Raw genomic sequence first — 21678 nt, 5'->3', positions numbered from 1 at the left:
CCGGGGAGGCGAATAGAACTATCGCTGGACCCCGGCTGGTGGGTACTGATGTTGATTATTTATAACTGGCGTCAGGACCTGTCGTTGTGCTCATCTACCGCTGTCGGGTATTATCACTGGCACAGAAAACGTCCTGTCATGCCTCTGACTTTATTATACGAATCGCCCCTGCTGATGTTTACAGATTATTTCTGGTTTTTTGTCGCGGTCCTCTCCTATCTGGCCGGTTCCATTCCTTTTGGCCTGGTGACAGCCAGGCTGGTTGCCGGCACCGATATCCGTAAGGTCGGCAGTGGAAACATCGGTGCGACGAACGTGGCCCGCACGTTAGGCGCCAAATGGGGTATTGTGGTACTGGTGCTCGATGCACTGAAAGGACTGTTGCCGGTCCTGTTCATTCCCGCGCTGTTTGTCAGCCCGGATTCCCCCGACTTCGATCATGCCCGCGTTTTGAGTGGCATTGCCACGATTGTCGGGCACATGTTTCCGGTCTGGCTTGGGTTTCGCGGAGGTAAAGGAGTTGCGACCAGTCTGGGTGTGATTCTGGTACTGGGCCCCTGGTCAACCCTGGCGGCTGTCGGGGCATTTGCCCTGACATTTTTTGTTTCGCGGATCGTGGCGCTCAGCTCGATTGTGGCGGCACTCGCGTTTGGTATCGCCCAGTTCGTGCAGTTGGGAAGTGCAGCCTTCACGCGGGATAAATGGAGTCTGACCGCATTCAGCATCGCGGTACCCCTGTTGATTATTATCCGTCATCGCAGCAATCTGGGTCGGATCATGCGGGGGGAAGAGAAGAAGTTTCAGTTTGGCAGCCGAAACAAAGAGGGCACCGAGTCCACCTCAGCCGGTGAGCAGTCAGAGGGCTGAACGGTTTCGAGTCGGTTGATAGTCGGGGAATCAGCCGCGAGAGATCATCCTGATCCTGTCGCTGGCTCAGATTCCAATACGGTGTGGGACCTTTCCTGAATCCTGCAGGAAAGCAGACCTCGATCAGGATTCAACGCGAATGTTGTTGGTGAGGGCGTACTGATCGATTTCACTCAGTGCGGCGTGGGTTGCCAGCTGTTTGTGGTAAAAGGAATCAGTGCGTCCCGAAAGCACGACGATCTCTCCCAGAATATCCACTTTCAGCGACTGAACCTGACTGCCGGTTCTCAGGGCAATGGTCTGTTCAATTTTTTCTGATAGCTTCCTGGCTTTTTGAGAGTAGGTTTCGACGGTCATAAGCGATCCTCCTTGAAATCAGTAAAAGTACTAACAGACAATCACTTGTGTTCCAGCCAGCGCACAATCCAGGCTGTGATGACGTTCAAGGCAGGTAACTCTGAGGCAGCAATCTCTGGAAACTTCAGTCAGCAGACACTGTTCCACACCGGGTAGAACGCTAAGCTCATTTCTGTCAGCGTAAATCTTAATTGAATACTTCCTGAAATTCAGGGGAGACGGAACAGTCGCTGGCTCCAGGGTCCTGTCGCTGAAGCCCGCAACCGGAAGATCCCCCACTGAATATTTAATGAAGTAAATTTATCGACCTGTCTCTCGTTCGTCAAATAAAATTGTGAACGAATGGTACGATTCGAGGGAAATAACTCGCTTGAAACCCTGCTCGTTATTTCTCTGAATCGGACTGCCAGATCCAGACCAGTGCTTCTGGCAGAACGGCTTTTCCGTGCCGGCTGCTGTGCATGCCATGCCCTTCAACGAACCAGTATTCGTAGCCACTGTAAGCCAACGCGGCTGCCATCCGTTCATTGTTCAAAAACCAGTTGCCCAGCTTGTTGTCCAAGTCGTTATCTCCGTCCTGCAGAAAGACTTTGATCTTCTTTTGAGGATACTGTTTACGGATCAGACCCGGGTAATCGTGGGCGGTTTTCCATGGACCAAACTGGTCGAGAGGCAGCGTGTTTTTTTCGCGGGACGGGTAATCGTCGATTCCGCGGAAGTCACAGAAACTGCCGACAAATGAGATCACTTTGCCGAACAGGTCATTCCGATGCCAGGCAGCCGTGAAGGCACAGCTTCCTCCAGAAGAGGCACCACAGAAAATATGATCTTCCGGCTTGTCCGAGATCCGGTATTCTTTGCGAACGATGGGCAGCATCTCTTCATCGAGGAATGTGGCATACTGCGCGGTGCAGGTATCGTATTCATTGCTGCGGTTGCGGACTTCCTGCTTCCCTTTCGTGCCGGCAGGGAAGACGCCCGGATTGATGAAGACGGCGATGGTCACCGGAATTTTTTTCGCGTGGATCAGGTTGTCCAGCACGATAGTCGCATTTCCGTCATTGTGACAGTAACCGCCGCCATCCGCGAAGACGATCAGCTTGGCTGGAGTCTTGGAGTCTTTGTATTGCGCTGGCACATAGACCCACCAGTCACGCACGGTGCCGGGATAATGTTTCTGACTTTCAAAGGTGGGCATCTTGGTGAGCGTACCCTCTGGGACGCCAGTCTGTTTCACGCTTTCGGGTTTCCATTCATAGCTTTCGAACCCGAAACGACTGTTTTTGCCGGCCGGTAAACGGTCGCCGTTAACGTCATAACGATAATGGACTGAGGAGAAGTTCGGGAAACGTTCCACCCGGGCAAAGTAACCGGTATTTCCCAGCTCGATCATCGGCCATGAGCGGCCTTTCTCAGCGAAAATAACAACCTGGTCACCCGGCTGTGCTTTGAAGAACCAGCCGGCGTAGCCGCCACCATCGTCGGTCTTCTGAATCAGATACTTCTGGTCCCCTTTGGTGAGATCCTTTTCTTTCTGGTATTTCTTTTTGAAAAATTCCAGCACCTGTTTCTGATTAGCCTGACTGACAGGAGCCTGTAGTAATTCAGAAACTTCCTGCAGCGTCTGAGGTGCAGCGGTCAGCGGATTGATGAGACACAGCATTACGCCGGCCCAGACGGACAGCGAGACAGTTGATGGGCGAGGTGACAATCGCATGGCAGGAGACTCCTGGTAAATGATCTCTGTAAATGCCCTCTGGCAGATCAGGGAAGATTCTATGGCAGAGGCAACCTGGCTTTCCCGGATTGCCTGAACTTGAAATTACAGATCCTATTACACTAGGTGTCGAGTTGATTTTCAATTCAGACCGCGGTTGGAATTCAAATCTGTTGATTCATCAGAGAAAGTGGAGGCTGTCCGTTTGGATCAATTGCGAATCCAGCTACAATGAAAGGAGTTATTGATCACCCCCGGAGAGGAAAGGCAGTGTCGTGACAGGTTCGCTCAATCCACATCATGCTGTTTATGTCGGCAGTTTTGATCCACCAACCCTGGGTCATCTGGATATTGTGGAACGGGGCGCGGTGATTTACGACAAGATCACCGTGGGCATCGGGATCAACCCCGATAAACGTCCGCTGTTTTCCCCCGAGGAACGACAACAACTGCTGGAACTGCTCGTACAGAACTGTCCGAATGTGGAAGTCAAATGCTTCCAGGGGCTGGCTGTCAACTTCGTAAAAGAGTGTGGCGGCGGCGTCATGCTTCGCGGGTTGCGCACCCTGACCGATGTGGAAGCAGAATTCACGATGTCGCTGGCTAACCGCACGCTGTCAGGTGATATCGAAACGGTCTTCCTGATGGCCAGTGAAAAATACACGCACATCTCCAGTTCGCTGATTAAACAGATCGCGCAACTGGGCGGTGATGTGGCTGAAGAGAAACTCAGGGACTTCGTACCCCGTCAGGTGGTCGCTCCCCTGATCGAAAAATTTGCATCAAAAACTTCTGCTCAGGAATAGCGTAATACTTCCTGATCGATTGAGAAAGGAGAACATACCATGGTCAAAACTGCCTCAACAATGTTACCCCTCGGAACGCAGGCCCCCGACTTTTCACTGAAGAATGTCGACGGACAGACGGTATCGCTCAGCGATTTTAAAGATTCCAAAGGCCTGCTGGTCATCTTCATGTGCAATCACTGCCCCTTCGTGATTCACCTCCGCGAGGCACTGGCTGCATTTGCCGATGAATACATGGCTAAAGGACTGGCAGTCGTCGGCATCAGTGCCAACGATGTCGCCACTCACCCTGATGACAGTCCGGAAAAGATGGTCGAAGAAGCAAAATCCGCAGGCTACAACTTCCCTTATCTCTACGATGGGACTCAGGAAGTTGCCAAGGCTTACAAAGCAGCCTGTACTCCCGACTTCTTCCTGTTCGATCAGGAGCAGAAACTCGTCTATCGTGGCCAGTTCGACGACAGCCGTCCCGGGAATGACAAAGCCGTGACTGGTGCCGACCTCAAAGCGGCCTGTGATGCCGTGATCGCTGGAGATCCGGTCACCGAAAATCAGAAGCCCAGCATCGGCTGCAACATTAAATGGAAAGAAGGCATGGAACCGGAATACTTCACCGGTCAGCCTGCTGTTTAAGCGCAGTATCAGCTACACGAACTCAACTCTCTTCGCTGTCGGCGGAGAGAGTTTTTTTATGCGCGGTTCTCAAAAGTCGGGGTTCCAGAGGAGCTCGCTTGTAATCAGGCGGGACCAGTGCCTACAATTTATTAACCTTCCTTCTTAATGTTCTGTGCACTGCAGGATGTCACTTTAGCCGTTGAGAGGTTTCTGATGCGTTCTATTCTCTGCAAACCGACTCTGCTACTCACTGTGGGAACCATTCTCGCGATCGGAGCGATCAACCTTGGTCGCATTACTTCCGCTGAGAATCGCCCGATGCCAAACGATTCGCTGGCTGAAAAGCTGCCTCATCTGGAACCGACCGCACCGGACAAAGCAGAAGCGACCTTCCGCTTGCTCAACGGTTTTCGCATGGAACTGCTGGCGGCGGAACCTTTAGTCACCGATCCGGTAGCGATGCAGTATGACGAGAACGGGCTCGCGTATGTGATCGAGATGAATGATTATCCCTACACGGATAAATCAAAAGATGAAGCCTGGGCTGAGCAGAAGTCAGCACCGATCGGCAAAGTGCGTGTGCTGGAAGATGTCGACGGGGACGGCAAGTTCGATCGTTCGACGATCTTTGCCGAGGGGCTCTCCTGGCCCACCGGTCTGGCCTTCTGGAAAGGGGGCGTCTATGTCTCAGCGACTCCCGATATCTGGTATTTCAAAGATACGGACGGCGATCATAAAGCCGATATCAAACGCAAAGTCTTCACCGGCTTTCGCAAGTACAATGTGCAGGCCGTGATGAATAACCTCAAGTGGGGCCTCGATCATCAGATCTATGGTGCAGGGGGGAGTAACGGCGGAGTCATCCAGGTCGTGGGGGCTCCCAAGAGTGATCCGATCAACATGGGACGTCGGGATTTCCGCTTTGATGCAGATACAGAAACATTCGAAGTGATTTCAGGGGGCGCCCGCTTCGGAAATACTTTCGATGACTGGGGCAACAGGTTCATCTGTAACATCCGCAACCCGCTGATGCACATTGTTCTGCCGACAAAGTATCTGCAGCGGAATCGTTATCTGCCGGTGACTTCGGCCATCAATGATGTTGCCAATGCCGGCGATTCGATTGCCGTCTATCGCGTCAGTCCTCCCGAACCCTGGCGGATCATCAATGCCCGCCGTCTCTCCAATGATCCGGACTCTCGCTCACCCAGCAGTGAGAAGCATGCCACCGGTTTTGTGACTTCCGCTGCCGGGATTACCTTCTATCGGGGTGCCGCTTATCCATCCGAGTATTATAACAATGCCTTCATCGGTGAAGTGGCCGGCAATCTCGTGATGCGGTATCGGGTCGCACCGGACGGGGTAACGTTTAAAGCAGATCGCGCCCATGAAAAAGTGGAATTCCTGGCGTCGACCGATAACTGGTTCCGGCCAGTCAACTTTCTGAACGCCCCCGATGGGACGCTGCACGTACTCGACATGTATCGCGAGAACATCGAGCATCCCTGGTCGATGCCCGAGGATATCAAAGCCCATCTGGATCTCACCAGCGGACGCGATCGAGGTCGTATTTATCGGATGCTGCCTGCGAAATATCCGGATGGCTTCCAGAAACCGGAACCACCGCGACTGGGCGAAGCTGATATCAATCGACTGGTTGCTGAACTGGAAAATCCGAATGTCTGGTGGCGTGATACCGCGCATCGACTGATCTATGAACGCCAGGATCCCCGGGCGATCCCTCTGCTGATTCAACTCTTCCAGCAGAGCCCGTCTGCCCTGGCGCGACTGCACGCACTCTGGTCTCTGCAGGGACTCAAGGCACTGAATGAAGCGCTGCTGCTGCAGGCCCTGTCTGACAGTGAACCGGAAATCAGGCGGGCCGGGATCAGGCTGGCGGAGCCGGAATTGAATCGGAGCGCAGCGCTGAAAAAGAAGGTCATTGCGCTGGCGAAAGACGACGATTCCCGCGTCCGGTTCCAGACGGCTTTTACCCTGGGAGAAGTGACAGGACCGGAAGCAGCGAAAGCACTCTACACGATTGTGCGCCAGGATTACGGTGATTCCTGGATCCGGACGGCGGTGCTCAGTTCGTTGTCCGATTCGACGGCGGATTTCCTGGCAAGCCTGCTCTCAGATGTCAAATTTGCAGCCAGCCCTCAGGCACGTCCTCTATTGAGTCAACTGGCCAATGTGATCGGGACACGACAGCAGCCCGCAGAAGTCGAACGAATCCTTGAACTGGCAGCCCGCTATAATTTTCCCGATCAACCCCGGCAGACGGCTGCGGTGCAGACTGAGCTCCTGCGTGGGCTGGGAGAGGGTCTGAAGCGCAGCGGTAAATCACTGTTGCTGTATGCGACCGCTGAGAATACGGATGCTGCTCGCCTGATCCGCACGCAGATCTCACAGGCAAAGAAAACCGCAGCTGACCGGCGGGAAACCTCTGCCAGACGGCTGGGATCTATTGACCTGCTGAGTTGCACCGATCTGGTTGCAGCACAGTCAGCCCTGCTGCCGTTACTGGATGCGCGCGAAACTCAGGAGCTGCAGTCGGCGGTGGTGGTCGCACTCACCAGTTTTGCCGATCCCCGGGTGGCGGATCTGCTGCTGGAAAAATATCCTTCGTTGACTCCCGCGATCAGAAGAGAAATAGTGGACCGTCTGCTCAGAAGGCAGGACTGGATCCTGCAGCTGTTCGCTGCACTCGAGGATCGCACGGTTTCCTTGAGCCAGATTCCGCAGGTCCGACGCGATATTCTGATGAAGAGTACGAATCCGGAAATTCAGAAGCAGGCGAAACAGTTGTTTGCCGGTGAAGTGCTGGGACCGCGTCGGGAGATTATCGCCGCCTATCAGCCTGCGTTGTCAGCGAAGACAGATCTCTCAGCTGGAAAGCGAATCTTTAAACGTGAATGCCTGACCTGTCACCGGCTGGGGCAGGAAGGTTACGAAGTCGGTCCGAACCTGGCGACCATTAAAAACCGGACTGCTTCCGAAATTCTGGTGCATGTGCTCGACCCCAATAAAGAGGTCTCTCCCAACTACCTGGAATTTGTGGTGGTAACCGATGAGGGGCTGATTGAAACGGGAATCATTGTGAATGAAACGCCCTCCAGCATTACGCTCAAGAAGGCAGAGAATAAAAAGGTCACCATCCTGCGAGAGAATATCGACGAGATCAAAAGTTCTGGCAAGTCACTGATGCCTGAAGGCTTTGAGAAAAAGATTCAGACTCAGGAGATGGCCGATCTGATCGCTTATCTGTTGTCACTGGAAAACTGAGAGGACAACACTGAATTACCATCAAAAACGCCCCTGATTCCATGGAATTCAGGGGCGTTGATGTTTTGTGTTCAGCGGGTGGAATTATTCAGTGCTGAGCGTAAAGTTGATGATGTTCTCCCCCGGTTTGACCTCTTCGGTCAGAGTGGTTTTCGAATTGTACATGGGAGGAATCGTTTCTTTCGCCGGAGCTTCGCTCTCTTCGCCGCCGGATTCTTCAGAGCTGTCGGTCTGGGCCGTCGTGATACTCACTTTGTGCTGGCCAATCTTGGCTCCCTTGGTGTCGCCCACGTATTCCAGTTCGTAGTTACCTTCGGCGTCGGTTACTCCCATGGAGGAGCGACCATTTTCGGGGCTGAATACCACCATCACGTCGGTCAGTGGTTGTCCATTCATGGTGACAGTCCCGGTGACGGTTCCCAGGTCGGGCTGGTCAGTCGGGGCACCACCACAGCCGACCAGCGGCAGACACAGGGCACACAACAATAAGAACCAGGCTGGTTTACCTGTCGATTTCATTCATCATCTCCTGAGCGCGTTTCGGCGACGATTCGCCGTGTAAGTATGGGAAAAAGCAAAGGACGATCTTAGAGCAGGGCTTGTGGAATCTCAACCCAGCACAGAGAGGCGTAATCCGAAATAAGAGAGAGACAAGCAGCAGCATTGGCCGCTTGTCTCTCAAGAAAACAGATTCACTCTGGACGACCGCGTCGTTTAGAACTCGCCGACGACGTTGCCGTCATTGATGCCGATCAGATATTCGAACGTACTGTCGGCTGGAATGGAGGCGGCACGGTGATCGATGTTCTCGCTCAGGAAAGCAACGCGACCATCGCCAAACAGGAAGTGTGCTCCACCAACGTGCTTACTGCTGAACGCGATACGACCCTGTCCGGTTGATGCATTCGCATTGATGGGAGCGGCGCCACCACCAAAGATCGAGATCAGTCCCTGGTTGGAACTGGAACCGGCAGAACTGATGGCAGGGCCTGTGGCGTTGTAGTCACGGGCAGCATACAGGGCACCCGCAAACGCATTATTCGAACCCAACTTGTAAGCCCGTTCCCCAGCCAGAATCACATTGCTGCTTCCGTCGGTCAGATCGCGCATCCGTACGTTACTGTTCCGGTAAAAGGCACCGTTGGCGTAGTTGGTCGGATCGGTACCGGCGTCTTTCTTCAAACCGTATGAGTTGTTGGAGGCAATGTAGTTTGTGACTGCCAGACCGTATTCAGATCCACCAGTGGCCATAATCCGGCGGCCGGCTTCGACATGAATCTGTGGGCCGGTATCGGAAGGGCAACGAAATACGGGCAGAGTTTTCTGCATGGAGCCGCGGACTGTGGCATTATTCAGCATGGTCGAAACAGGAACGGTACCAACGTTGAGCTGGTTAAACAGTGGTGCCTGATCGAGATAAGGCAGCAGCAGAGCGTTCCAGGCCCAGTGACCTTCGTTGTCGGCGACATGGCCGCCATTGGTGTTCAGGATCTCTTCCACGTAACCCGGGGGAAACATTCCGAAGGTTTCGTGGTAGTTGTGCATGGCCAGCCCGATCTGCTTCAGGTTATTTTTGCAGGTACTGCGACGGGCTGCTTCGCGAGCCTGCTGTACAGCTGGTAACAGCAGAGCGATTAAAATAGCAATAATTGCGATGACCACCAGCAGTTCGATCAGGGTAAAACCCCGCTGGCAATTTGAGCGACGTACATTCTTCATTGAGTCGTTCCTGTTTTCTTAACTGGTTATGAGGAAATAATTTGTTCAGCTGGAACAAGTAAAAAATAATGAGTCCAGAGAAACGCAGTACGTAAAGAGGGGCGAAATAGATAGGCTTCACCAGACCTTGTCGCAATAGAAAACAAACAAGGAGCCCCAGTAAAGCACTCGTATGTAAATACGTTGATTTACCGGGATATTTTTTGAAATTTGACAAATATCTCATATTTTGCCGGCAGGGGCAGTGTGCGGGCGTACAGTTGCGGGGTTTAAGCCTTGAAAGATTCCGATCTATATCAAAATTGCCCAATTGATGGGGTAAGTCGCTCTTTATGTGTACGATAGCTTAATAAGGCGACTTTCTTTTTGAAAAGCGGGTCGCGAATCAGTATCGTATTAATCAACAATATGAATGAAATCGTTCCGATGGATAATGAACAGCACCCGACTGACATCTCCGACGATTTGCATGTGAAATTTCTGCATGTATTTACCCAGCATCGGAACCAGATCTATTCGTATATTTTTTCTCTGCTGCCTCACAGGGATGACGCTGAGGACGTTTTTCAGCGGACCAGTCTGATCCTCTGGAAGAAGTTCCCCGAATACGATGAGTCGAGCAGTTTTTTTTCCTGGGCCTGTGGAGTCGCCTTCTATGAGGTCAAGAACTTCATCAGGGTGGCACAACGCAAACGACTGCAGTTCCGGGAAGATGTGATTGAACAGCTTGCCGACGAACGGGCCGGGATTCCTCAGCTGAAACTCGATCAGCGAGCCAGCACGTTGCAGGAATGTATCAAGAAATTAAAAGATAAAGACCGGGAACTGATTAATCAGGTCTATCGTGAGCAGACTCCTGTCAAGGAACTGGCGGACGCCGCAGGAGCAGCCATTCAGACATTATATAACAGACTGAATCAGATCCGCCGTCAGTTAACTCACTGTATTGAACGCACGTTGTCATATACAGGAGAGGGAAAATGAGCCAGAACAATCAGCATAACGAAATCCTGTATGAGCTGTTTGGTGCACTGTGCAATGAAAGCATTACGCCCGAGCAGCACCAGCAGCTTGAAGAGATTCTGGCTACCGATGCAGATGCCCGGGAAAAGTATTTCAACTATCTGGATCTGCACCTGAATCTTGATCGTCTGCACGACGAGCAGACAGACGCGGACTTTGAATTTCAACCGCATATTTCTCCCGCCAGTCAGACAAATACACTGCCCGAGAATGTCTGGAAGACGTCCCAGGTTCTGTTGCTGATGAGCGCATTGATCTGTGTGACAGTCATCGTTAGTTTCGTCGCTCTGAGTCAGCCACAGGCACCCGCGCTGCTCAGTCAGGTGGGGCCCGCCACTCCCGCCCTGGACGAATCACCGCTCGCAAAAGTCACCCAGACCGCAGCAGTCCGTTTTGCAGAAGGTGCACCGCTGCTGAAAGTTGGTTCGCCAATCGAGGAAGGTCAGGAATACGCGATTTCAGCCGGTCAACTGCAGCTGATTTTTGCCAATGGCGCGGAAGTGATTTTAACAGGCCCTGCTGTCTTTGAGAGCCAGGGCTGCGAGCATCTGGCGGTACGCTATGGTGCCTGTTCGGTTTATGCTCCCGATGGTGCTGAAGGCTTTACCGTCGAAACCCCGCTCTCCAACGTTGTCGATTATGGCACCCGCTTCTCGGTGAATGTCTCAGAAGCTGGTATCACCGATGTGCAGGTGATTGAAGGGGAAACCGATGTCCGGCCCGTCAAGCTGGATCCGTCCTGCGAAATCCCTCCCAAACGTCTGACCCGGGGCATGGCGCAGCGGTTGACGACCAACAATGGTCTGGTTGTGGACGAAATTCCCTTCGACAAGAGCCAGTACGTTTCCCAGCTGCCCGACCGGATCGTGACTTATACGACGACCAGGGGACCCAGCAACCGCGCCCAGGACCTGAAATGCGTGACTGTGCAGCGCGGCGGAAAACAATACCAATACGAAATCGAAGACCTGATTGGCGTCGAGCTGACACACTACACCGGGAAATCATTCCTGACCCGGAATGACGGCGTCGATCCGGGTAACGATGATCATTCAGAAACGCTTCGTCGTCATCTGCTCGATCAGGATCACTGTCTGTTGACAGGTGTTGTCAATCCCGGCGGGTCTACCAGTCCCCTGACAACTCCGCCGGTAATGAATCCGGTCAACGATCCCCGTCAACCAAATACACCAGGTATGGCAGTTCGTTTCCATCAGCCGATCGTCAACGACGCCGGTCCGGATATCGTGCTGTTCGATCTGCAGGTCATCGTGCATAGCACCACCGGCGATGCCTTTTATGTCACGCCGCTCCCTTTTTCCTCAAAACTGAAAACCCACAAAGTTGAACAGTTTGATATCGATCTGGCTTCTCCGGAAGCACAGCTGCTCGAGAAATTCTGGCTGCATATTTTCCAGCAGAAGAACAAGAATCAGCAGGATGCAATTCAATCGATCAGCGAACTGGAATCAGCCACCGGCAATGGTGGTAACTGGCATGTGGTCGGCGCGAAAGCTCTGGCCGTCGGCATTGATCTGTCCGACCTGGGAGTCCCGGAAGGCCAGACCGTCGATGGAATCTTCCTTCAGGATGCCCTCGACAACCAGGACATTGTCGATCCGGTCTTTATTGCCGGGTTCCCTCCGTTGAAACATACCACTGAAAAATAACTGCATTACTGCATAACAATAAATTCGAGTACGTTCAGAAGATAGATACCCTTTTATTTTCAGCGTCGCTAAATGAAAGAGACTAAATTCATGAGACTCCTTGCTGTCAGTCTATTGCTGTTGATCTCGGCCTCTGCGGTCCACGCAGCCGATAAAGCTCAAACTCCGAACGCCGCTGATGCGCATCAGCAGTTGAAGTTCTTCGAGAAAAATGTACGCCCCCTGCTGATTAAACACTGCCTGGAATGCCATGGCGAAAAGAAGCAGAAAGGCGAGCTGCGGCTGGACTCTCTCAAAGCAATGCTGCAGGGGGGAGAGAGCGGTTCCGCTTCGGTCGTGCCCGGAAAGTCGTCCGAAAGTCTGCTGATCGAGGCGATCAAATACGAATCATACGAAATGCCACCCGAGAAGAAGCTCTCCGATAAAGAGATTGCCGTGCTGACTCGCTGGGTGGATGAAGGCGCGTTCTGGCCACAGCACGAAGATCATGTTATCAAACAGCGGAAAAATGAAACCTTCTTCACCGAAGAAGATCGCAGCTTCTGGGTCTTCCAGCCGGTCGAGGAGCCCAAGGTTCCCCAGGTGGATCAGTCACAGTGGTCAAAGAACCCGGTCGATGCTTTCGTCTATCGCCGCCTGAAAAAAGAAGGGCTTACTCCCGCGGATGAAGCGAGCCGGACGGCACTGATTCGTCGTGCCTACTTCGACCTGCTGGGACTGCCTCCCACCGTCGAGCAGATCAACGCCTTCGTGAATGATCCCTCTCCCGATGCCTGGCCACGCCTGATTGACGAGCTGCTGGAAAGCCCGCACTACGGCGAAAAGTGGGCCCGTCACTGGCTGGACGTTGTCCGCTATGCGGAATCGGATGGTTTCAACCAGGATGCGTTCCGACCCGAAATCTGGCGTTACCGGGACTATGTCATTGAGTCATTCAATTCAGACAAGCCTTATTCCCGCTTCGTCAAGGAACAATTGGCCGGCGATGAAATCGCTCCCGAAGATCCCAATGCTCTGGCGGCCACCGGCTTCCTGAGACACTACCTCTACGAGTACAACCAGCGTGATTCCCGTACTCAGTGGAATGACATTCTGGATAATATCACCGATGCTACCGGGGATGTCTTCCTGGGAGTCAGCATGGGCTGTGCCCGCTGCCACGATCACAAGTTCGATCCGATTCCCAACCAGGACTACTATCGCCTGCGGGCCTTCTTCGCTCCGCTGATGCCCCGCGATGACGTCCCTTTTGTGACACCCCGGGAACTGGCGGAATACAATCAAAAACTTGAAGTCTGGGAAAAGAAAACCGCTGATATTCGTGCTCAGATTGATGAGCTCACCAAAAGTAAGCTGGAGCGGGCCGCTGCGAATCAGATCAAGATGTTCCCGCCCGACCTCCAGGAAATTATGGCTAAGCCACAAGGAGAGTGGACCGCGCTGGAACACCAGTTGGCCGATCTCATTCAGCGACAGGTCGACATTCAGGAAAGTCGAGCGCTGGCTTCTCTGAAGAAGAGCGACAAGGATGACGGCAAGAAATACAACGAACTGCTCAAGCAACTGGCGGCCTTCGATGATCTGAAGCCCAAGCCGCTGCCAACCGGTATGAGTGTTACTGACGCACCCGGTGCACCACCAGTGACCACGATTCCCGATGATCCTAGCCATACGCCCATCGATCCCGGATTCCTCTCGCTGCTGAAGCCTGGAGAAGCCGAGATTATGCAGATTTCTACCGCCCCGCATTCTTCAGGGCGACGTACTGCACTGGCGAACTGGATGGTCGATCCCAACAACCGACTCACAACCCGTGTGATGACCAACCGGGTCTGGCAGTATCATTTCGGTACTGGTCTGGTGGCGACTTCCAACGACTTTGGTCACATGGGAGAAGCGCCGACTCATCCCGAACTGCTCGACTGGTTGACCTCCTATTTCGTCGAGAATAACTGGAGTATCAAGAGCCTGCACCGGTTGATCATGAATTCGAAGACCTACCGTCTGTCGGCCTTTCATCCCAATCCGGGACCGGCTGAGTTGAAAGATCCACAGAACCGTCTGCACTGGCGGGGAAATATCCGTCGTCTGAATGCGGAAGATATTCGCGATGCGGCACTGCTGATTTCAGGTGAACTGGATACAAAACTGGGTGGACCCAGTGTCAGTGCCAGCCAGCCGCGACGCAGTGTCTACACCATCATGAAGCGGAATAAGCAGGATGAAGTCCTCGGGGCGTTCGATCTGCCGGGCGGTATTCAGAGTACTGCCAAGCGGGATGTCACCACGACCGCAAACCAGGCCCTGCTGATGCTCAACGGAAAATGGTTCCTGTCGCGTGCCAAAGCCATGGCCCGCACAGTTAAGCCGGAATCATTTAATGATGACCGGGAACTGGTATCGTTCCTGCATCAGAAAACCTACGGCAAAAAACCGGAACCAGCAGAAATTGATCTCATGCTCGGATTCCTTAAGTCACAGGAAAAACGCGTAGCAGCTGCAGCTGAATCTAAGCAGCAGACCTACGTTGGTCAGATCACGCAGACCGATGCGGAAGCGGTCAAGCTGGGTAAAGGCTCGACGTTGAATGATCTGCACCTGTCTCCGGCCCATGCGTTGCCCGATGAAGACTTCACAATCGAAGCCACCGTCAAACTGGATTCCATCTATGAGAACGCCGCCGTCAATACGATCGCCTCTCACTGGACCGGTAATAATAAACAGCAGGGTTGGTCGCTGGGAGTCACCAGTCAGAAGTCTGCTTACAAGCCGCGGAATCTGATTCTGCAGTTTGTCGGTAAGAACCAGGAAGGCAAACTGACTTACGAAGTTGTGCCTTCCAATATCCACCTGGAACTCAATAAGCCTTATTACGTCGCCGCAACCGTCGACATCTCAGAGACCGGAGAGTCCGGCATTCACTTCTATGTGAAAGCCCTCGACTCGAAGGAACCTGTGCAGACGGCTGCAGTCAAGCATCAGGTCGTCGGCGACTATCGTCCGGGGCATGATTTTATTCTGGGCGGTCGCGAGAAAACCTCCGGCAGTCGCTGGAACGGGATGCTCGACAATGTCCGGCTGTCTCGTGCCGCACTGACCCAGGAAGAACTTTTGATTAACAATCCGGAACAGCGGCCCGAGTCGGTGGTCGGTTTCTGGCAGTTTAATACACAGCAGGGACTGCTGAAAAACAGTCTGGCTGATCGTCTGCATCTGTCTGCTCCCGCTGGTTCGGGAGGCGCCGATGCACGACAGCAGGCCCTCGTTGACTTGTGTCACGTGATGTTGAACTCCAACGGTTTTCTGTATCTCGATTAAGGATCAAGCAGAAACGCCATCAAACACCCGTGACCATTAAACGCTTTTGCGGAAAGATAATCTCATGAATCAATATCAGGATATCAATACTGTCGTCAATCGTCGTCAGCTCCTCATGCAGGCTGGAGCCGGCTTCGGTGGGATCGCTTTGAACGCCATGCTCGCACAACAGGCCGAAGCAGCTGCCAAGACGAAACCCAAGAAGCCTACGCCATCACTTTCACCTCTGTCGGCCAAGCAGACGCATTTCCCGGCGACGGCGAAGAGTGTGATCTTCCTGTTCATGGAAGGGGGCCCGAGCCACATCGACATGTTCGATCCCAAGCCGGCACTGCAGAAGCTCGCTGGCAAACCGCTGCCCGACAGTTTCGAGAAGCCAATTACCGCGATGGGCGAAATCAATGCTCCCCTGCTGGCATCCAAACGCAAATGGAAACAGCACGGCGAAGCCGGTACCTGGGTTTCCGACTGGCTGCCGAACATCGCCACCTGCGTAGATGACATCGCTGTCGTACGCGGCTGCTGGACCAACGGGATTAACCACGCCGGTGGTGTCTGCCAGATGAATACCTGCATTCCGCTCGCCGGCCGTCCCTCACTGGGCAGCTGGGTGACTTATGGATTGGGAACAGCGAACGAAAGTCTGCCTGCTTTCGTCGTCATTCAGGACAACAACGGCACGGTGGTCAATGGTCCGCGTAACTGGGGAACGGCTTTCATTCCCGCCGTGTACCAGGGAACCCGCTTGAATACAGGTAAGGAACCCATTTCCAATCTGTACCGTCCCGATGATGTGTTTGTGACTCAGGAGTCTGGCAAACTCGATCTGCTTGCCAAGCTGAATGAGCGGCATGCTGCGTCCCGCAAACAACAGTCTGAACTGGATGCCCGGATTGAGTCTTACGAGTTGGCGTTCCGCATGCAGGCCGCTGCTCCCGAAGCCGTTGACCTGAGTCAGGAAACCCAGGCCACCCGGGAAATGTACGGGATGGACGAGAAGGAGACCAAAGTTTACGGTACCAACTGTCTGCTGGCCCGCCGACTGGTCGAGCGAGGTGTTCGCTTCGTGCAACTGTATAATGGTGCTGGTAGTAAGTGGGATTCACACTCCGGCATTGAAAAACGTCATTCGGCACTCTGTCGCGGCATGGATAAATGTGTTGCCGGCCTGTTGAAAGACCTCAAGCAGCGTGGTCTGCTCGATTCGACTCTCGTCGTCTGGGGCGGAGAATTTGGTCGAACTCCGATGAGTGAAAAAGGGGATGGCCGCGATCATAACCCGACCGGCTTTACCATGTTCATGGCTGGTGGCGGTGTGAAAGGGGGCCAGACGATCGGCGGGACCGACGAACTGGGTCTCTATGCCGTCGAAGATCGGATGCACGTGAAAGACATTCACACCAGTATTTATCACCTGCTCGGTCTGAGTAACATGAAGCTGGAATATCGTCACAAAGGAAGTCCGGAACGCCCCACGCTGAACGAAGGGGAATTCATGGAAAAACTGGTGACAGGCTAGTTGATTGCGTAAGTGTATTTACAATAATGTTTTACGAGTATATGAGCGGTTTGCTTGCTATCAAAGGTCACCAAACCGCTCTTTTTTATGTAACCCGGATCTTTTTACCGTTTCTGATTAAACCAACCCGTTTGAAAATCCTCTCTTGCACTTCGGGGTAAAACCGATACCATAATATATAAGCAACTCTTAGTTATTATTCGACTTTGAGCTGCTGATGAGCCCTCCATTTAGACTGCCTGGTTCCGCCGGGTAGCCCTCACCATAAACCTTACCATGAGAGTCTTCTTCTATGATCGGTCGACTTTTCCTGGCGTCTCTGTTTTCTGCATCCGTCTGTCTGACTTCAACTCAGGCCGCTGAGTCTGAGAAAAAAACGGATACGCTCTCCTTTGAGAACGATGTGCGCAAGATCCTCAAAGTCCACTGTCTGCACTGCCATGGCGAAAATGGCGAGATGGAAGGCAGTCTCGATCTCCGTCTCAAGCGGTTCATGGTCAAAGGGGGCGACAGCGGTCCCTCCATCGTGCCGGGTAAGAGTGGCGAGAGTGAACTGATCGCCCGCATCGAAGCCAAGGAGATGCCTCCCGAAGGCAAGCACATGCCTGACGAGGAACTCGCGATTCTCAAACAATGGATCGATCAGGGCGCGCATACGCTGCGTCCCGAACCGGAAAAAATCGGCGATGATTATATTGCTCCCGATGACCTGGCTTTCTGGTCATTCCAGGCTGTTAAAAATCCTCCCGTACCACAGGTAAAACAGCCCAAACTGGTCCGCCAGCCGATCGATGCGTTCCTGCTGTCCAAACTGGAAGAAAAGGATCTGACCTTCACGTCGGAAGCAGCGAAAGCAACGCTGGCACGACGTGCGTTTTACGATCTGATTGGCCTGCCTCCCACTCCGGAAGAACTGAAGCAGTTTCTGGATGACAAGAGTCCGGACGCCTATGAAAAACTGATCGACCGTCTGCTCGCTTCACCGCATTACGGAGAACGCTGGGGACGTCACTGGCTGGACGTCGCCGGGTATGCCGATTCCGAAGGCTACAACAACAAAGACCAGGAACGCCCCTGGGCTTTCCGCTACCGCGATTATGTCATCAAGTCGTTCAACGAAGATAAGCCTTACGATCAGTTCCTGCAGGAACAGCTGGCCGGCGATGAAATGGTCAAGCCGCCTTATCACAAGTTGAGTCCGGAAGACATGCAGAAGCTGGTTGCCACCGGTTTTCTGCGGATGGCCCCGGATGGGACCGGCAGTAACCCTGCTGAAAAGGAAGTCGCGAAAAACCAGGTCGTGACAGACACCGTGGACATTGTTTCGTCTTCCATCCTGGGAATGACCGTCGCGTGTGCCCAGTGCCACGATCACAAATACGACCCGATTCCACAAAACGATTACTATCGTTTCCGTGCCATTTTCGAACCGGCTCTGGACTGGAAAAACTGGCGGACACCCGCCGGACGTCGGATTTCGATCATGTCGGACGCCGATCGCCAGAAAGCGAACGAGCTGGAAAAAGAAGCTCAGAAAGTCCTCGCGGAACGTACAGAACTGGTCAACAAGTTCATCGACCGTACTCTTGAGCGTGAGCTACTGGACGTTCCCGAAGAGAAGCGGGAAGCCGCCCGGAAAGCTTATAAAACGGCGGGTAAAGAACGGACCAGGGAACAGGTGGCCCTGCTGAAGGACTATCCCCGTATTAACCGTCTCTCTGCAGGTTCGTTGTATCTCTACGACCGGACTCTGTATGAGCAGTCCAGCAAAGCGACTCAGAAATCCAAGGAACTGGCGCGCGATCTGGTCGAAAAAGTCAAAACAGAAACGCTGGCCAAAATTCCGGAAGACCGCAAAGCACTGGCTTTAGCTGCACAGAAAGCCGACGCGAAAAAACGGACGGAAGAAGAGAAGAAAATTATCGAAGAGTTCCCGGGCCTCCTGGTTTCGACAACGAATCTGAAGGATTTCGATCCCGAAGGAGCCGCCCAGGTGCAGCACTTCAAAGACGAAGCCAAACGGTTTAACGATCTGAAGACCACGGCGATCCTCAAGGAATACAGTGACAAAGCGGCCAAGATCCGTGAGAAAAAACCGCAGGAAGAATTCATTCGTGTCCTCACTGAAGTCCCGGGGAAAGTGCCAAAAACCTTCTTCTTCAATCGGGGTGACTTCGAACAACCCAAACATGAACTGGAACCTGCAGGCCTGTCGGTCGTCAAAACCAGTCTGAATCAGCAGGTTGAAATTCCGGTTCAGAGCAAAGACATTCCCACAACGGGGCGTCGTCTGGCCTACGCGAAGTACATCACGAACGGCGAGCATCCGCTGACGGCCCGTGTGTTTGTGAACCGTCTCTGGCTGCATCACTTCGGGAAAGGAATCGTGGCTTCGCCGACCGACTTCGGTAAGCTGGGCATTCCGCCGACTCACAGTGAACTGCTGGACTGGCTGGCTCACGACTTCGTTTCCAACGGGTGGAAAATCAAACGTCTGCACAAGATGATGATGACCTCTACCGCTTACATGCAGAGTTCACAACGCTCCGACGAATACGATGTCGTCGATCCGGACAACCTGCTCTACGGTCATATGCCGGTCCGTCGTCTCGAAGCGGAAACGATTCGCGATTTCATCATTGCCGTGACAGGCAAACTGAAGACCGACCTGTATGGCACGCCGGTTCCCGTCAAAGAAGATGAAGTTGGTCAGATCGTAGTTGGGATCTCCAATGTCGATTCCGCCGGTCGCCAGGGTAAGAATATCAAGATGGACGATCGCCAGTTCCGCCGCAGCATTTATGTCGCGGTCAGCCGCAGTAAACCGCTGGCGGTTCTGGATATGTTCGATGCTCCCAAGATGGAGCCCAACTGTGAAAAACGATCCTCATCCACCGTGGCTCCACAGTCACTGTTGATGATGAACAGTGGCTTCATGGTGGAACATGCCGAGTACTTCGCAGAACGTCTGCAGAAAGAACGGGCCGGCAACAAAGCGGAACAGGTCAAACTGGCCTGGATGCTGGCCTATGGTAAAGAACCGACGGCTGAAGAAATTAAACAGTCGATTGCGTTTATTGATTCACAGATTCCTCAGTTTGATAAGAAAAACAGTGCAGGCAAAACTCCGGAACAGCTGGCACTGGCAACCTTCTGCCAGGCCCTGCTCAGTAGTAACGGGTTCCTGTATGTCGACTGAGGCGGGGCGCTGAATTTCAGCCGCACGCCTGTATGTCTCACATGTTTTAAAACTTCAGATACTCGAATGGTATCGCACTATGCATAAACAAGCTCCCCTGACAGCCCCGCATTCCCGCCGTCACTTTCTGGCTTCCAGTTCCATGGGCATTGGTTCGGTCGCCCTGTCCTGGTTGCTCAATCACGAGCAGGCCCAGGCGAAGAATCCCGTGGCTCGGCCGGAGCTGGAAAAGAAAGTCTTTGACCTCAAGGTCAAACCGACGCATCATCCAGCTCGCGCGAAGTCGATGATTTCCATGTTCATGCAGGGCGGTCCCAGTCACCTGGATATGTTCGACCCCAAACCGATGCTGCAGAAGTACGACGGCAAAAAGTTCCCCGGCGACATCAAATACGACAACGCCGCCCAGGCCAGTTCCAAAGTGCTGGGCAGCCCCTGGAAATTCAAGAAGCACGGCGAATGCGGTATGGAGCTCTCTGAGCTGGTGCCCGGTCTGGGAGAGGTCGTCGATGATATCGTGCTGATGCGTTCGATGCACACCGGCGTCAACAACCACGGACAGTCGATCTACGCGATGCACAGTGGTCGCATTCTTCCCGGTCGCCCGACACTGGGTAGCTGGTTGACTTATGGTCTGGGATCAGAATCCGAAAACCTGCCCGCTTATATCGCCATGGTCGATCCCGGCGGAGCACCCGTACTGGGCGTCGATAACTGGACCAACGGCTGGCTGCCCTCGTTGTACCAGGGGACGGTCATTCGTCCGAAAGAACCACGTATTCTGAACCTGAATGCACCGCCGCACCTGAGCGGCAAAGCCCAGGAAAAATATCTCGACTTCCTCGGTCAGCTGAACCAGCGGCACCTGAGCCAGCATCCTCGCGAAGACGATCTTTCAGCTCGTATCGCCAGCTATGAACTGGCAGCCAAGATGCAGACCGCAGCCACCGAGGCACTCGACCTGAGCCAGGAAACACTGGCCACTCAGAAGTTATACGGTATCGACGTGCCGGAATCCGCTGAGTTTGGTAAACGCTGCCTGATTGCCCGCCGCCTGATTGAACGGGGTGTCCGCTTCGTGCAGATCATGACGGGGAACCAGCACTGGGATCACCATACCAGCATGCGGACTTCACTGCCGCGAACCTGTAAGCGCGTGGATGTGCCTTCCGCAGGTCTGGTCAAAGACCTCAAACAACGCGGTCTGCTGGATGAAACCCTGGTCCACTGGGGTGGTGAAATGGGGCGTCTCCCCGTGATCCAGAACGATGCTGGAGTCGCAAAGCAGGGCCGCGATCATAACACCTATGGCTTCACTCAGTGGATGGCCGGCGGTGGCCTGAAGAGCGGTATGACGTACGGCGAGACCGATGACTTTGGTCACCACGCCATCAAAGACAAAGTCAGTCACAGCGACTATCACGCTACTCTGATGCATCTGTTTGGACTCGATGCTGAGCAGTTGACCTTCACCCGCAACGGGGCAGAACAGACACTCATTGATGGTCAGCCCAATCGCATCGTGCATGACATCATTGCTTAACAGGCGATGCACTGACAACCATCGGAACCAAATAAAAACG

At 53.4% G+C, this 21678-nt stretch carries 14 protein-coding genes; 10 read left to right on the top strand and 4 right to left on the bottom strand.

What is annotated here, in order from left to right; genetic code table 11:
- Positions 1-174: 174 nt before the first annotated feature.
- Positions 175-867: a glycerol-3-phosphate 1-O-acyltransferase PlsY gene (gene plsY, locus FYZ48_RS15630; RefSeq protein ID WP_149342004.1), complete on the top strand. Its 693-nt coding sequence runs from the start codon at positions 175-177 to the stop codon at positions 865-867.
- A gap of 123 nt (positions 868-990) precedes the next feature.
- Here the strand turns inward: plsY and FYZ48_RS15625 are convergent, their stop codons facing one another.
- Together FYZ48_RS15625 and FYZ48_RS15620 are read right to left on the bottom strand one after the other, a co-directional pair.
- A complete protein-coding gene (locus tag FYZ48_RS15625) occupies positions 991-1224 on the bottom strand; it encodes a BON domain-containing protein (protein WP_145036790.1) in 234 nt (77 codons plus the stop codon).
- Positions 1225-1609: 385 nt separating this feature from the next.
- Positions 1610-2941, bottom strand: coding sequence for an alpha/beta hydrolase (locus FYZ48_RS15620; RefSeq protein WP_149341931.1), 1332 nt, complete (start codon positions 2939-2941; stop codon positions 1610-1612).
- A 275-nt stretch (positions 2942-3216) separates the two neighbouring features.
- Between FYZ48_RS15620 and coaD the strand changes: the two genes are divergently transcribed.
- The 3 genes from coaD to FYZ48_RS15605 all read left to right on the top strand — a co-directional run bounded on the left by coaD (position 3217) and on the right by FYZ48_RS15605 (position 7647).
- A complete protein-coding gene (gene coaD / locus FYZ48_RS15615) occupies positions 3217-3747 on the top strand; it encodes a pantetheine-phosphate adenylyltransferase (protein WP_145036794.1) in 531 nt (176 codons plus the stop codon).
- Positions 3748-3786: 39 nt separating this feature from the next.
- Positions 3787-4380 carry a thioredoxin family protein gene (locus tag FYZ48_RS15610; protein WP_149341929.1) on the top strand — a complete coding sequence of 198 codons (594 nt, stop codon included), beginning with the start codon at positions 3787-3789 and terminating at the stop codon, positions 4378-4380.
- 195 nt (positions 4381-4575) lie between these two features.
- On the top strand, positions 4576-7647 hold the full coding sequence (locus tag FYZ48_RS15605; protein ID WP_187782047.1) for a PVC-type heme-binding CxxCH protein: 3072 nt from the start codon (positions 4576-4578) through the stop codon (positions 7645-7647).
- Positions 7648-7731: 84 nt separating this feature from the next.
- On the opposite strand, the gene FYZ48_RS15600 is transcribed toward FYZ48_RS15605, so the two are convergent.
- Both FYZ48_RS15600 and FYZ48_RS15595 read right to left on the bottom strand, forming a co-directional pair.
- Complete coding sequence (locus FYZ48_RS15600; RefSeq protein WP_149341925.1) at positions 7732-8166, bottom strand: hypothetical protein; 435 nt, start codon at positions 8164-8166, stop codon at positions 7732-7734.
- Positions 8167-8361: 195 nt separating this feature from the next.
- Entirely contained in the window at positions 8362-9366 is a 1005-nt protein-coding gene (locus FYZ48_RS15595; protein WP_145036802.1) for a DUF1559 domain-containing protein, read from the bottom strand.
- Positions 9367-9792: 426 nt separating this feature from the next.
- Between FYZ48_RS15595 and FYZ48_RS15590 the strand changes: the two genes are divergently transcribed.
- From FYZ48_RS15590 to FYZ48_RS15565, 6 genes are all read left to right on the top strand, one after another.
- Positions 9793-10350, top strand: a complete 558-nt coding sequence (locus FYZ48_RS15590; RefSeq protein ID WP_187782046.1) for a sigma-70 family RNA polymerase sigma factor — start codon at positions 9793-9795, stop codon at positions 10348-10350.
- Positions 10347-12059, top strand: a complete 1713-nt coding sequence (locus tag FYZ48_RS15585) for a FecR domain-containing protein (protein ID WP_149341923.1) — start codon at positions 10347-10349, stop codon at positions 12057-12059. The genes FYZ48_RS15590 and FYZ48_RS15585 overlap by 4 nt, the downstream gene beginning before the upstream one ends.
- A 90-nt stretch (positions 12060-12149) precedes the next feature.
- Positions 12150-15377, top strand: coding sequence for a DUF1549 domain-containing protein (locus FYZ48_RS15580; protein ID WP_187782045.1), 3228 nt, complete (start codon positions 12150-12152; stop codon positions 15375-15377).
- 64 nt (positions 15378-15441) lie between these two features.
- Entirely contained in the window at positions 15442-16896 is a 1455-nt protein-coding gene (locus FYZ48_RS15575) for a DUF1501 domain-containing protein (RefSeq protein ID WP_149341919.1), read from the top strand.
- A gap of 292 nt (positions 16897-17188) precedes the next feature.
- Positions 17189-20095 (top strand): PSD1 and planctomycete cytochrome C domain-containing protein, encoded by a 2907-nt coding sequence (locus FYZ48_RS15570; protein WP_149341917.1) that lies wholly within the window; start codon positions 17189-17191, stop codon positions 20093-20095.
- A gap of 79 nt (positions 20096-20174) precedes the next feature.
- Positions 20175-21638: a DUF1501 domain-containing protein gene (locus FYZ48_RS15565; RefSeq protein ID WP_149341915.1), complete on the top strand. Its 1464-nt coding sequence runs from the start codon at positions 20175-20177 to the stop codon at positions 21636-21638.
- Positions 21639-21678 lie beyond the last annotated feature (40 nt).

The organism is Gimesia chilikensis, from assembly GCF_008329715.1.
Taxonomy (GTDB): domain Bacteria; phylum Planctomycetota; class Planctomycetia; order Planctomycetales; family Planctomycetaceae; genus Gimesia; species Gimesia chilikensis.
Note: the sequence above shows the minus strand (reverse complement) of the source record. Positions and strands in the feature narration are given on the sequence as shown.

Coding starts and splice junctions, on each gene's coding strand:
- plsY (WP_149342004.1), top strand. CDS start 175: ATGTTTACAGATTATTTCTGGTTTTTTGTCGCGGTCCTCTCCTATCTG.
- FYZ48_RS15580 (WP_187782045.1), top strand. CDS start 12,150: ATGAGACTCCTTGCTGTCAGTCTATTGCTGTTGATCTCGGCCTCTGCG.
- FYZ48_RS15610 (WP_149341929.1), top strand. CDS start 3,787: ATGGTCAAAACTGCCTCAACAATGTTACCCCTCGGAACGCAGGCCCCC.
- FYZ48_RS15570 (WP_149341917.1), top strand. CDS start 17,189: ATGATCGGTCGACTTTTCCTGGCGTCTCTGTTTTCTGCATCCGTCTGT.
- FYZ48_RS15600 (WP_149341925.1), bottom strand. CDS start 8,166: ATGAAATCGACAGGTAAACCAGCCTGGTTCTTATTGTTGTGTGCCCTG.
- FYZ48_RS15605 (WP_187782047.1), top strand. CDS start 4,576: ATGCGTTCTATTCTCTGCAAACCGACTCTGCTACTCACTGTGGGAACC.
- FYZ48_RS15590 (WP_187782046.1), top strand. CDS start 9,793: ATGGATAATGAACAGCACCCGACTGACATCTCCGACGATTTGCATGTG.
- FYZ48_RS15585 (WP_149341923.1), top strand. CDS start 10,347: ATGAGCCAGAACAATCAGCATAACGAAATCCTGTATGAGCTGTTTGGT.
- FYZ48_RS15625 (WP_145036790.1), bottom strand. CDS start 1,224: ATGACCGTCGAAACCTACTCTCAAAAAGCCAGGAAGCTATCAGAAAAA.
- FYZ48_RS15620 (WP_149341931.1), bottom strand. CDS start 2,941: ATGCGATTGTCACCTCGCCCATCAACTGTCTCGCTGTCCGTCTGGGCC.
- FYZ48_RS15595 (WP_145036802.1), bottom strand. CDS start 9,366: ATGAAGAATGTACGTCGCTCAAATTGCCAGCGGGGTTTTACCCTGATC.
- FYZ48_RS15575 (WP_149341919.1), top strand. CDS start 15,442: ATGAATCAATATCAGGATATCAATACTGTCGTCAATCGTCGTCAGCTC.
- FYZ48_RS15565 (WP_149341915.1), top strand. CDS start 20,175: ATGCATAAACAAGCTCCCCTGACAGCCCCGCATTCCCGCCGTCACTTT.